Origin of the sequence: Staphylococcus simiae (assembly GCF_002902085.1) — a bacterium.
GTDB classification, from domain to species: Bacteria; Bacillota; Bacilli; order Staphylococcales; family Staphylococcaceae; genus Staphylococcus; species Staphylococcus simiae.
This window is the reverse complement of sequence record NZ_PPQR01000068.1, coordinates 13,982-27,331: the sequence shown is the minus strand read 5'-3', so window position 1 is coordinate 27,331 and position 13,350 is coordinate 13,982. Positions and strand designations below refer to the sequence as shown.

Genomic DNA, 13,350 nt, shown 5'->3' with positions numbered 1-13,350 from the left:
TGTTTTTGTCGTTATTAACATCTTACAATAAAGTGCCAATCATGGGCATTTTTTTATGAAATTTTATAGGTGTTGCACTTAATATTACAATCCGTCAATTACAATCTACGGAAAGATTTTACAAAGCCAGAAACAATTAATTTTGAGATTTGATCTGCAAATAATAAACCTAGGGCGATCGAACCAGCAATCAATGTAACTTCTAACATTGTATTAATCGCAGTTCCGAAATGTAATAGTACTAAATTTTTAGTAGCATCATAAGCTAATCCACCGGGTACTAAAGGGATAATTCCCGTAACCATGAAGATAATAACCGGTTCTTTTTGTTTACGTGCCATAAAATGACTAAGTAAGCCTAAAGCTAAACTACCAAAGAAACTAGAATATATTGTATGGACATTAAATGCATCATAAAATAATGTGTAAACCATCCAACCGCATGTGCCAACAAGGCCACAAGATAAATACAACTTTCTAGGGGCATCAAAAATAACACAAAAAAACATGGATGCTAAAAAACTAAAAATAAAATTTAAAATCCAAAACATTATATGTTTACTCCTTAAACGAGAATTAAAATAGTTCCAACACCAGCACCAATACCAAAGGATGTTACTAAAGCTTCGAGAGATTTAGTAGTAAACATGAGCATGTGACCACCAAATAAATCTTGTATGGCGTTCGTAATTAAGACACCTGGCACGATAGGCATAACAGCAGCAATGATAATTGTTGCTAAATTTCCGCCAGGTACAAATGAATGCCCAATGATTGCTATAATACCAATAACTAATGAACCAATAAATTCAGGTATAAATTGTGCATGTAATCTCCGGTCTAATACTTCTACAACGAGATAACCTATACTTCCAGCGATTATTGCAGTTAGAACATCAACTAATCTTCCACCTTGTAAATATAAAAAACTCATTGCTATCATTGCTGCTGCAAAACCTTTAAAAGGTAAACTATTATCTCTTTCGGCAATATAAATAGCTTCTAATTTATTTTTAGCTTCATCTAAAGATATTTCATGTTTAGCAATTTGACGTGAAATATCATTAGCTTGAGAAATTTTAATTAAATTAGTGTCACGTGATTTAATCCGAAAGATACGAGGAAAAGATTCACTATGTAATGAAAATTGAATCACTGTATTGGTAACAAAACTATTACTATCATTGTAACCTAATGTGCTTGCAATTCTAGTCATTGTATCTTCAACTCTTGTACCTTCAGCACCAGATTCTAATAAAATTCGAGCAGTAAGCATGACAATATCTTTAATTAATATCTCTTCTGTATTTTCAGTTGCTATTTTTTCCATGTCATCACCATTATTTTTAGAATTATATTTATTATAGTGGAAATAATTAGAAATAACCATCATGCCGTACAAAAAGTAGACATATTTATGTTAGTTGACAAAATAAATATAAAAGCTATAAACCCAATCGGAATTAATTATAGTTATTTGTTACTTTGAGTATAAAAAGAAAAATTTTTTAGAAAAATATTAATATAATTATGTTTCAAGTATTTCAAATAGGTTAAAATAGTATTAGTTAACCATTACAAATTATATAGAGTAGCGACTGTATAGTTTTTTATTGAGGTTAACGTTTATACGTAGTGTAGTAGTTAAAGTTCTCCCAAGGATACTACTCGGAGTACACTTTGCTAATGGCAGAGTGTACTTTTTGCGTCCAGCCTCACTATTTAAATGTTAATGTGCATCAAAATTGTTCAAAACACCTCAACTACGGGTAAATTTAATTACAGTTTGTTCTTAATTCTAAGGTGTTTTTTATAGTATACATAGCTAAAGTAAGATACTTTGATTAAATATAAAGTAATGAATTATTTTATTGAAATACATGACAACTATATATTGTCATGCAATGAAATAAGCCAGTAAGTGAAGTTGAAAGACTTCCTTACTGGCTATTTTGCTATATTAAGATATGATGTTTAAGAGTTAATTGTAAAGAATTGGTCGAAATCATCTAAATTTAAGATATGACCAATAAAGAAACTACCAAACTCTCCGTAACGAGCAGTTGTTTCATCAAAACGCATTTCGTATACAATTTTTTTGAATTGTAATACATCATCAGAAAATAGTGTTACGCCCCATTCGTAATCATCAAAACCAACTGAACCAGTAATAAATTGTTTGATTTTACCTGCATATTTACGACCTATCATACCATGGTCATACATTAATTTTTTACGTTCTTCCATAGATAACATATACCAGTTATAAGTTTCATTACGACGTTTGTTCATAGGGTAGAAACAAATATAATCAGCATGTGGTAATTCTGGATATAATCTTGGTTTGATATGAGGATTTTCGTATGGATTTTCGTCAGATTTACCAGCTAAATAATTACTTAACTCAATTACTGAAACATATGAATATGTTGGAATCAAATAGTCAGAAATACGTAACTTATTTAAATTATTTTCAATGAAATTTAGTTCTTTCATTTCAGGACGAAGGAACCAAAGTAGTAGGTCAGCTTTTTGACCAGTAATATTATAAATCGCTTGATCTCCTTCTTTAGCAGATCTTGCAGTTGCAGTATCACGTAAAAATGAAGTTAATTCGTCGATAATTTCTTTACGTTCATCTTTTGGTACTAGGCGTAAAGTTGCCCAATCAACAGCATAAAATAAATGTAAACTATACCAACCATCTAATGTTTCTGCTGCTTCACTCATGTCTATCGCTCCCTTTCAATATCATCAATTCAAATTAAATTCTATCATAAAGTAAGGGTATACTGATAAATAAATGATTACAAATTAGTGACGTGGCATTATGAAAAAAAATGACGTATAATTGGTACGTGAATTATTATTAACACGAACATTCAAGGAGGATATTATGGCTGATTTATTAAATGTTTTACAAGACAAACTTTCTGGTAAGAACGTTAAAATTGTACTACCTGAAGGAGAGGATGAACGCGTTTTAACTGCGGCAACTCAATTACAACAAACTGATTATGTAACACCAATCGTTTTAGGTGATGAACAAAAGGTCAAAGCATTAGCTGAAGCGAAGCAATTAGATATTTCAAATATTGAATTGATTAATCCTGCAACAAGTGATTTGAAACCTGAATTAGTCAAAGCATTTGTTGAACGTCGTAAAGGTAAAGCAACAGAAGAACAAGCTGAAGAATTATTAAATAATGTAAACTACTTTGGAACAATGCTTGTATATACAGGACAAGCTGAAGGACTAGTAAGTGGTGCGGCACATTCAACTGGAGATACTGTTCGTCCAGCACTACAAATTATTAAAACGAAACCAGGCGTATCTAGAACATCTGGTATCTTCTTTATGATTAAAGACGACCAACAATATATCTTTGGTGATTGTGCCATCAATCCAGAGCTTGATTCACAAGGTTTAGCTGAAATTGCTGTAGAAAGTGCTAAATCAGCATTAAGTTTTGGCATGGACCCTAAAGTAGCAATGCTAAGCTTTTCAACGAAAGGTTCAGCTAAATCAGATGATGTAACTAAAGTCCAAGAAGCAGTTCAATTAGCACAACAACAAGCTGAAGAAGATAAATTAGATGCTATTATTGATGGAGAATTCCAATTTGATGCTGCAATCGTACCAAGTGTAGCTGAGAAAAAAGCGCCAGGTGCTAAATTACAAGGTGATGCCAATGTATTTGTATTCCCAAGTTTAGAAGCGGGTAATATTGGCTACAAAATTGCACAACGATTAGGTGGCTTTGATGCTGTAGGACCAGTGTTACAAGGTTTAAATTCACCAGTTAATGACTTGTCACGTGGTTGCTCTATTGAAGATGTTTATAATTTATCAATTATTACTGCAGCTCAAACTTTACAATAATCATGGACTTAGCGAGTAAATATTTTAATGGCATCGATTGGCGTTACATCGACCATTCTAGTGGTCTTGAACCCATGCAATCATTTGCCTTTGATGATACGTTTAGTGAGAGTGTAGGCAAAAATTTATCACCTAATGTTGTAAGAACTTGGATTCATCAACATACGGTTATTTTGGGAATTCATGACTCAAGATTACCTTTTTTAAAAGATGGTATAGATTATTTAACAAATGAAATTGGCTATAATGCTATTGTTAGAAATTCTGGTGGCTTAGGTGTTGTTTTAGATCAAGGCGTTTTAAATATTTCATTGATATTTAAAGGTCAAACAGAAACAACTATTGATGAAGCATTTACAGTGATGTATTTATTAATAAGTAAAATGTTTGAAGATGACAATGTAAACATTGATACTAAAGAGATTGAACATTCATATTGTCCAGGTAAATTTGATTTGAGTATTGATGGTAAAAAGTTTGCGGGTATTTCACAACGACGAGTTCGTGGAGGTATTGCAGTTCAAATCTATCTTTGTGTGGAAGGTTCTGGTTCTGAACGTGCTAGTATGATGCGAACATTTTACGAACGTGCGTTAAAAGGTGAAATTACCAAATTTCAGTACCCACAAATAGAACCATCTTGTATGGCTTCTTTGGAAACGTTACTAAATAGAAAAATAACCGTTCAAGATGTGATGTTCTCATTACTTTACGCCATTAAAGATTTAGGTGGTCGATTAAATATGGATCCAATAACAGCTGAAGAATGGCAAAGGTTCGATAAATATTTCGATAGAATGATAGAACGTAATAAAAAAATGACAGATAATATGTCGTAACATCATACAAGGTTCGAAACAATAATGTTTCGAGCCTTTTTTATGGTGCGCTCGGCATATAAATGAATTTGATGGTGAAAGCTCCGGGAAATTTAAATTTTTACTGCTATTGATTGATTAGGGTTATAATACTTTGGTTGTATTTCTATATATTCCGTATCCTTTTTGTAGTATTATAGTTAAGGTGGAAAAATATAATTAACATAGATTAGCAACATTAAAATACACTAATTAAATACAACGCTTTGAAATTCAATAAAGTTAGATTTATAATATTCAAGTTAAAGCATTTAAACGACAACTAAATCGTTATACATAAATACTGTCTAAAATAAAAGTCATACAAATATTTAAACGTTTAAAATACAGCATCTAAGAAGGATATGTCTTTTACGATACAATCAAAATTAAAAGTAATAGGATAAATATAAAAGGTGATATGAATATGACAAGAAAAGGATATGGGGAGTCAACTGGTAAAATTATTTTAATTGGGGAACATGCTGTAACATTTGGAGAACCAGCCATCGCAATACCATTTACTGCTGGTAAAATTAAAGTTTTGATTGAAGAATTAGAACAAGGCAATTACTCTTCAATCAAGAGTGACGTTTATGATGGTATGCTATACGATGCTCCAGAACACTTGAAATCATTAGTAAATCGTTTCATTGAAAATAATGATATAAAAGCACCATTAGCAGTAACCATTCAAACGAATTTGCCTCCTTCACGTGGTTTAGGTTCTAGTGCGGCAGTTGCAGTGGCATTTGTACGTGCAAGCTATGACTTCTTAGGACAAACATTAACGAAAGAGGAACTAATTGACAAAGCTAATTGGGCAGAACAAATTGCACATGGTAAACCAAGTGGAATTGATACACAAACCATTGTTTCTGGTAAACCAGTTTGGTTCCAAAAAGGATATGCCGAAACTTTAACATCTTTAAAATTAAATGGCTATATGGTAGTGATAGATACTGGTGTTAAAGGGTCAACAAGACAAGCTGTAGAAGATGTACATAAATTATGTGAAGATGATTATTATATGTCTTATGTTACTCACATTGGTAAGTTAGTACTGGAAGCTAGTGATGCAATTGAACAACAGAACTTTGATGACTTGGCTCATATTTTTAATGCTTGTCATTCAGATTTGAGAGAGTTAACAGTTAGTCATGATAAAATTGAACAGTTATTAAATATTGGTATGGCAAATGGTGCTATTGCTGGAAAAATTACCGGTGCAGGTAGAGGTGGTAGTATGTTATTACTAGCCAATGACTTAGCAGATGCTAAAAATATTGTTAAAGCTGTCGAAAAAGCTGGTGCAGCTCATACTTGGATTGAATATTTAGGAGGTTAGTAAGTTGATTAAAAGTGGCAAAGCAAGAGCACATACTAATATTGCTTTAATTAAATACTGGGGGAAAAAGGACGAAGAACTCATCATCCCTATGAACAATAGTATTTCTGTAACATTAGATAAATTTTATACGGAAACAAAAGTCACTTTTGATCAACAGTTATCTGAGGATCAATTTATTTTAAACGGTAATAAAATGACTGGCAAAGAATTAACCAAGATTAGTGAGTATATGGATATCGTCAGACAACGTGCTAATACTACTGAATATGCAATGATTGAAAGTGATAATTTTGTACCAACTGCAGCAGGTCTTGCTTCATCAGCAAGTGCGTATGCAGCACTTGCTGCTGCTTGTAACCAAGCATTGAACTTGAATTTATCCGACAAAGATTTATCAAGACTAGCTCGTATTGGATCTGGATCTGCATCACGTAGTATTTTTGGTGGATTTGCAGAATGGGAAAAAGGGTATAATGATGAGACATCTTACGCACATGCTATTGATGCCAATCATTTTGAAGATGACTTAGCTATGATTTTTGTAGTCATTAACAATCAATCTAAAAAGGTTCCGAGTCGTTATGGTATGTCGTTAACACGTAATACGTCACGTTTTTATCATTATTGGCTAGATCATATTGAAGAAGATTTAAATGATGCAAGACAAGCTATTGCAGATAATGATTTTAAACGTTTAGGAGAAGTCGTTGAAGAAAATGGTTTACGTATGCATGCGACTAATTTAGGTGCTACACCACCTTTTACTTATTTAGTTCAAGAAAGTTATGATGTTATGGCTTTAGTTCATGATTGTCGCCAAGCAGGCTATCCATGTTATTTTACAATGGATGCTGGACCAAATGTCAAAATACTTGTTGAACAGAAAAATAAACAAGTCATCATAGATAAATTATTAACTTATTTTGAAGAAAACCAAATCATTGATAGTGATATAACACCTACAGGCGTTGAAATAATTGAGTAAGGAAGAGATAAGATGATTCAGGTCAAAGCACCCGGAAAACTATATATCGCTGGTGAATATGCGGTAACTGAGCCAGGATACAAATCAGTACTAATTGCATTAGACCGTTTTGTAACAGCTACGATAGAGCAATCTGAACAATATAAAGGCACGATTCATTCAAAGGCATTACATCATAATCCAGTCACATTTAGTCGCGATGAAGATAGTATTGTTATTTCAGATCCTCATGCAGCTAAACAATTAAATTATGTGGTAACAGCAATTGAAGTATTTGAACAATATGCTAAAAGTTGTCATGTAGAAACGAAACACTTTCATTTAACTATTGATAGTAATCTAGATGATTCAAACGGTCATAAATATGGACTAGGCTCAAGTGCAGCAGTACTAGTGTCTGTTATTAAAGTATTAAATGAATTTTATGATATGAAATTATCAAATTTATATATATACAAACTAGCAGTGATAGCCAATATGAAATTACAAAGTTTAAGTTCATGTGGAGATATTGCAGTAAGTGTATATAGTGGTTGGCTTGCATACAGTACCTTTGATCACGAATGGGTTAAACATCAAATTGAAGATACTACTGTAGACGAAGTGTTACAAAAAAACTGGCCTGGTTTACACATTGAACCATTGCAAGCACCAGAGAATATGGAAGTATTGATCGGGTGGACAGGATCGCCAGCATCTTCTCCACATTTAGTAAGCGAAGTAAAACGTTTAAAGTCAGATCCATCATTTTATGGTGATTTCTTAGAACAATCTCACAACTGTGTTGAACAATTAATCCATGCTTTTAAAACTAATAATATTAAAGGCGTACAAAAGATGGTGCGCCAAAACAGACAAATCATTCAAAAAATGGATAGACAAGCTACTGTGGATATCGAAACAGAAAAATTAAAATATCTATGTGATATTGCCGAAAAATATCACGGTGCTTCAAAAACGTCAGGTGCTGGTGGTGGTGATTGTGGTATTACGATAATAGACAGAAATGTAAATAAAAATAAAATATATGATGAATGGACAAAGCATGGTATTAAACCATTAAAGTTCAATATTTATCATGGACAATAAATAATAACATTGCGAACAATGATTTAACTCTCATACTAGAGAGCGTCATTGTTCATTTTTTAATTTCAAAATATGTTATAGTTTTAAAATTTTATAAATATTATTAAGTTGTTAGTATAACTTTTCAAATAGAAGCATAGCTTGAAAAAATTAATAAAAAGAGTAAAATAGTTAGAGTTGAAATGAAATTTAAAATATTATACATAGATCATTATAATAGAAAGGTGGGTTGCAATATGAAAAATACATTCCTAATTTGCGATGAATGTCAGGCAGTTAATATCAAATCGTTACAAAAAAAATTAGAGAAGTTAGACCCTGATGCAGAAATTATCATCGGGTGTCAATCTTATTGTGGACCAGGTCGTCGTAAAACATTTACCTTTGTGAACAATCGCCCACTTGCTGCACATACAGAAGAAGAGTTGATGGAAAAAGTAACACAGCAATTGAAGAAACCTCGTGATCCAGAGGAAGAAGAACGTTTAAGACAACGTCATGAAGAGCGTAAACGTCGTAAAGAAGAACAAGATCGTAAGCTTAAAGAAAAATTAGAGAAGCGTAAAGCTCAAAAACAATAATTATATAAAGATAATATTAATGCTGTATTCTTAGACTTAATAACTTTATTAAATCTAAGGATACAGCTTTTTTGTTATTCATCATTATTTAAATATTAAATAAGTCATTAAAAGATTCGGTCATAGTTGGGTGTGTATAAATATTATCACGTAACACAGTGTATGGTATTTGATAATCAATTGCTAATTTGATGAGATTAATAAGTTCTTCTGATTCTTTACCATAGAGTGTTGCTCCTAAAATGAATTGAGTATCTTTATCTACAATAACTTTAAACATACCTCTAGCATCATCGTTAATTTTATGACGTGGAATAGTATTAACTAGGATATGATGTTCAATGATATTGTAATGTTGTGCTTCTGCTTGTGAAGCTGTTAATCCAACTCTTGAAAATGGAGGGTCTATAAATACTGTATATGGAATTGCCCCTCTATTATTTGTGTTACGGCGTTGATCACCATATAAAACAGATTTAATAATGCGATAATCATCTAAAGATATATAAGTAAATTGTAAGCCACCTTTTACATCTCCAGCAGCATAAATATGTTTAACAGATGTTTGTAAGTGCTCATTTACAATAATTTCTCCACGTTCACCAATAGCAATATTAGTATTGTTCAAACCTAGTTCGTCAGTATTTGGTCGACGTCCTGTTGCTAATAACACTGCATCGGCTTTAAATTCACCCTGAGATGTAGTGACAACTGTTGTATCATCATCTGAAGAAAATGATTGAGTGTCTACATTTGTATGGATTGTAATATTATTGTTAGCTAAATCTTTTAGTACATGTTGAACAACATCTTGTTCTTCTCTTGGCATAATTGTTGGTCCATGTTCAAGTACTGTAACTTTACTACCAAGATTAGCAAACATTGAGGCGAATTCTAAAGCGATATAACCACCGCCAACAATGACTAAATGTTTAGGTAAAAAGTCTATGTTTAATAACCCAGTTGAATCATATATATGCTGTGCTGTATCAATGCCTTTAATAGGTGGAATGACAGCTTTAGCACCAGTATTTATAACAATATGCTGTGCAGTAATCGTTTGTGTGACTTGTCCATCTTGGTTGATAAGCTCTATTATATCGTTTGATTTGAATTGTGCTTTAAAATCTAATACGTCAATATTATTATCATCAGCTAGCATATGATAATTTTTAGAGTTTAACGCTTTGACTACATCATTTTTTCTATTAAAGCTTGATGTGAAAGATTTACCAACAATACCATCATGAACTAACGTTTTTGAGGGTATACATCCAATATTAATACATGTTCCTCCGTACATCGTTTGAGATTGTTCAACCACTGCTACTTGGTGGCCAATTGATGCCGCATATTTTGCTAATGTCTTACCTGCTTTTCCAAAGCCAATAACTATTAAATCATAGTGTTTCATAATTTAATTCTCTCCTTGTATATCAGCTATAACATCTTGAATTGTTTTTTGATTATAAAATGACAAAATAAGCTGATGTTCTTGATGTTGATAAGTTGACATAGTAGTTGCAATATTTCGAGCGATTATACAATGGCTACCTTCATTACCAGTAAAGAGCCTTTGATTAGTTGGTTTATTCAAGACAAAATGTTGGTATAGTTTGCCTAGAGAAATATCTTTAGAATGAGACGTAGCTTGATAGCCGCCATCTTTACCTCTGATTGTCTCTATCATAGCTAAATCAACAAGTTGTGAAGAAACGCGTCGTAACTGTACGGGATTTAAACATGTTAAAGTAGCTAAGTCGTTACTAGAGTATCGTTCGCTTTGGTGCTTCGTTAAGAATGCCAATATATGTACGGCGATATTAAATTCTAAATTCACAACAGCATCACTCCTTAATTGTAACTCTATTAGTTACAATTAAATCGTATTACTAACTAAATGTCAATTTAAAAATTTGGATGATATAACATTTGATGGTAGGGTAAAGGTAATAAATATATATAGGAGATGATGATCATGTCAACACAAGTGAAATTAGGCAAATCTGATGTATCAGTATTTCCAATTGCTTTAGGTACTAATGCTGTTGGAGGACATAACTTATACCCAAATTTAGATGAAGAACAAGGTAAAGAAGTAGTTCGTGAAGCACTTAATCATGGTATTAACTTATTAGACACAGCATATATTTATGGCCCTGAACGTTCTGAAGAACTTGTTGGCCAAGTTGTTAAAGAATATGATAGGGCACAAGTAAAAATTGCAACTAAAGGGTCACACCAAATTGACAGTAACAATGAAGTTCATCAAAACAATACGCCTGAGTATTTAAGACAACAAGTTCATAATAGTTTAGAACGTTTGCAAACAGATTATATTGATTTATATTATATTCATTTTCCAGATGATGACACACCAAAGGATCAAGCAGTAAATGCATTACAACAGTTAAAAGAACAAGGTAAAATAAAAGCTATTGGTGTTTCTAATTTTTCGCTAGATCAATTAAAAGAAGCAAATAAAAATGGTTATGTGGATGTAGTTCAACTAGAATATAATTTATTACACAGAGAAAATGAAGACGTACTTGATTATTGCGTGGAAAATCAAATCACATTTATCCCTTATTTTCCGTTAGCATCCGGAATATTAGCAGGCAAATATGATGAAAACACTAAATTTGATGATCATCGTGCAACACGTCGTGATTTCAAACCAGGTGTATTTGAAGATAATGTTCGTCGTGTTAAAGAACTTGAAAAGGTGGCACAAGCACATAATACAACGGTAGCTAATATTGTTTTAGCATTTTATCTGACGCGTCCCGCAATAGATGTTATTATTCCTGGTGCGAAACGCGCCTCCCAAGTTATAGAAAATATTGAAGCAGCAAATATAGAATTAACGGAAGAAGAAATTCACTATATTGATCATTTATTTCCAGTAAAATAAGGGGGAATGATTTGAATGAAAGTATTAATCGTATATGCTCACCCAGAACCACAATCGTTTAATGCAGCACTTAAAAATACTGCCATTGACACCTTAGAAAAACAAGGTCATGAAGTACAAGTTTCAGATTTGTATGATATGCAATTTGATCCAGTTGCCAGTCGCAAAGATTTTAATGGTAAGAACGATACAACTTTCTTTAAGTATGCTAAGGAGCAACAATTTAATTATGAACAAGATACGTTGAATCCGGTAATTAAAGCTGAATTTGATAAATTATTGTGGGCTGATTTTGTTATTTTACAGTTTCCATTATGGTGGTTTAGCGTTCCAGCAATATTAAAAGGATGGTTCGATAAAGTACTATTATTTGGTGGAATTTATGGCGGACAGTATGGTAGATACGATACGGCACGCCTTGCAGGTAAAATTGGTATGATATCAACTACTACAGGTTCACCTGAAGGTAGTTATGCACCTAATGGTTTTTCAGGTGATATTCATGAACAAATATTATTCCATATTAACCATGGTGTCCTTTATTTTTCAGGTATCACACCATTAGAACCGTTTATTGCATATCAAGTTAGTCATGATGAACAAGAGAGACAGCAATATTTAAAAGTATTTCAACAAAAATTAGAAAACATAGATAATATTAAAAGAATTAATTATCCTAAACTTGCGCAATTTGACGATAATGGACAGCTAAAGTAAGTAATCAGTCGTTGGTTTGGTGAACTTTATTAAGATATCGTTGCCCATTTAGAAATTACAATAACTTAGTAAAGATGTTGGACAAATTTATTTCAAAAAGTCTATGACACGCAGAACTTATTTTAAAGAAAAGACGGTTTCTATTAAAAAAATATAGAAATCGTCTTTCGATATTTTAGTTATTTATATCAATTGAATTTACAAAAGTTAAATAAATGAATATAAAAAATGAATAGTTATAAAAATGTTTGAAAACGCTATCAAAAAGTGTAAAATCAAACTACAAGAGATTTTTAAAAATGGCAATTAATATATTAGAAGGAGTGTAAAAGTAATTGATTACGGTATTATTTGGTGGAAGTCGACCACAAGGAAATACTGCACAAATAACTAAATATGCTTTAAGAGATCATGAATATAATTGGATTGATGTTACGACATATCAGTTAAACCCTGTAAGAGATTATCGACACGATAAAGAACAAATTAACAGCTATGAAGATGATTATCAATTACTCATTGACCAACTATTAGCGAGCGATACAGTCATTTTTGCATCTCCAGTTTATTGGTATAGTATATCTGCGTCACTCAAAGCGTTTATTGATCGTTGGTCAGAAACGTTGATGGATGATAGATATAAAGACTTTAAACAACAAATGGCAGACAAAGATTTTCGCTTAATTTTAGTTGGGGGAGACTGTCCTAAGATTAAAGCTAAGCCGTGTATTACTCAAATGAAATATACACTGAACTTCCTAGGTGCAACACTTCATGGTTATATCATTGGAACTGCTGAAAGACCAGGTGATATCATGAATGATACTTATGCACTAGAGAGAGCAGATGAATGGAATGAAACAATTAAATCATAACTTATTTTGTTGAAGTTCGAAAAATATCGGACTTCACTTTTTTATTTAGTAATAAAATTATATAGTAAATTAAGTTTATTAAGAAAGATTGCGATTTA

14 protein-coding genes are annotated in these 13,350 nt (G+C 32.1%); 9 read left to right on the top strand and 5 right to left on the bottom strand.

What is annotated here, in order from left to right; all coding sequences use genetic code 11:
* Positions 1-98: 98 nt before the first annotated feature.
* The 3 genes from CD113_RS08580 to hemQ all read right to left on the bottom strand — a co-directional run bounded on the left by CD113_RS08580 (position 99) and on the right by hemQ (position 2,730).
* Positions 99-551: a threonine/serine exporter family protein gene (locus tag CD113_RS08580; protein ID WP_002462279.1), complete on the bottom strand. Its 453-nt coding sequence runs from the start codon at positions 549-551 to the stop codon at positions 99-101.
* 14 nt (positions 552-565) lie between these two features.
* Positions 566-1,330 carry a threonine/serine exporter family protein gene (locus tag CD113_RS08575; RefSeq protein ID WP_040801092.1) on the bottom strand — a complete coding sequence of 255 codons (765 nt, stop codon included), beginning with the start codon at positions 1,328-1,330 and terminating at the stop codon, positions 566-568.
* A 644-nt stretch (positions 1,331-1,974) separates the two neighbouring features.
* Complete coding sequence (gene hemQ / locus CD113_RS08570; RefSeq protein ID WP_002462281.1) at positions 1,975-2,730, bottom strand: hydrogen peroxide-dependent heme synthase; 756 nt, start codon at positions 2,728-2,730, stop codon at positions 1,975-1,977.
* A 166-nt stretch (positions 2,731-2,896) separates the two neighbouring features.
* Here hemQ and pta point away from each other — a divergent pair, with 166 nt between their 5' ends.
* The 6 genes from pta to CD113_RS08540 all read left to right on the top strand — a co-directional run bounded on the left by pta (position 2,897) and on the right by CD113_RS08540 (position 8,746).
* Complete coding sequence (gene pta / locus CD113_RS08565; protein WP_002462283.1) at positions 2,897-3,883, top strand: phosphate acetyltransferase; 987 nt, start codon at positions 2,897-2,899, stop codon at positions 3,881-3,883.
* Between the two features lie 2 nt (positions 3,884-3,885).
* On the top strand, positions 3,886-4,722 hold the full coding sequence (locus tag CD113_RS08560) for a lipoate--protein ligase family protein (RefSeq protein WP_002462284.1): 837 nt from the start codon (positions 3,886-3,888) through the stop codon (positions 4,720-4,722).
* A gap of 445 nt (positions 4,723-5,167) precedes the next feature.
* Positions 5,168-6,088 carry a mevalonate kinase gene (gene mvk, locus CD113_RS08555; protein WP_002462285.1) on the top strand — a complete coding sequence of 307 codons (921 nt, stop codon included), beginning with the start codon at positions 5,168-5,170 and terminating at the stop codon, positions 6,086-6,088.
* A 4-nt stretch (positions 6,089-6,092) separates the two neighbouring features.
* The gene (gene mvaD / locus CD113_RS08550; protein ID WP_002462287.1) at positions 6,093-7,076 is read left to right on the top strand and encodes a diphosphomevalonate decarboxylase; all 984 of its coding nucleotides are present in this window, start codon (positions 6,093-6,095) and stop codon (positions 7,074-7,076) included.
* Between the two features lie 12 nt (positions 7,077-7,088).
* Positions 7,089-8,165: a phosphomevalonate kinase gene (locus CD113_RS08545; RefSeq protein WP_002462288.1), complete on the top strand. Its 1,077-nt coding sequence runs from the start codon at positions 7,089-7,091 to the stop codon at positions 8,163-8,165.
* A 236-nt stretch (positions 8,166-8,401) separates the two neighbouring features.
* Positions 8,402-8,746 (top strand): DUF1450 domain-containing protein, encoded by a 345-nt coding sequence (locus CD113_RS08540; RefSeq protein WP_002462289.1) that lies wholly within the window; start codon positions 8,402-8,404, stop codon positions 8,744-8,746.
* A gap of 88 nt (positions 8,747-8,834) precedes the next feature.
* Here the strand turns inward: CD113_RS08540 and merA are convergent, their stop codons facing one another.
* Both merA and hypR read right to left on the bottom strand, forming a co-directional pair.
* Positions 8,835-10,160: a hypothiocyanous acid reductase MerA gene (merA, locus tag CD113_RS08535; RefSeq protein WP_002462290.1), complete on the bottom strand. Its 1,326-nt coding sequence runs from the start codon at positions 10,158-10,160 to the stop codon at positions 8,835-8,837.
* 3 nt (positions 10,161-10,163) lie between these two features.
* The gene (gene hypR / locus CD113_RS08530) at positions 10,164-10,586 is read right to left on the bottom strand and encodes a redox-sensitive transcriptional regulator HypR (RefSeq protein ID WP_002462291.1); all 423 of its coding nucleotides are present in this window, start codon (positions 10,584-10,586) and stop codon (positions 10,164-10,166) included.
* A 138-nt stretch (positions 10,587-10,724) separates the two neighbouring features.
* Here hypR and CD113_RS08525 point away from each other — a divergent pair, with 138 nt between their 5' ends.
* From CD113_RS08525 to CD113_RS08515, 3 genes are all read left to right on the top strand, one after another.
* A complete protein-coding gene (locus CD113_RS08525) occupies positions 10,725-11,660 on the top strand; it encodes an aldo/keto reductase (RefSeq protein ID WP_002462292.1) in 936 nt (311 codons plus the stop codon).
* 15 nt (positions 11,661-11,675) lie between these two features.
* Positions 11,676-12,377 (top strand): NAD(P)H-dependent oxidoreductase, encoded by a 702-nt coding sequence (locus tag CD113_RS08520; protein WP_002462293.1) that lies wholly within the window; start codon positions 11,676-11,678, stop codon positions 12,375-12,377.
* A gap of 335 nt (positions 12,378-12,712) precedes the next feature.
* Entirely contained in the window at positions 12,713-13,252 is a 540-nt protein-coding gene (locus CD113_RS08515; RefSeq protein ID WP_002462295.1) for a flavodoxin family protein, read from the top strand.
* The last annotated feature ends 98 nt before the right edge of the window (positions 13,253-13,350 follow it).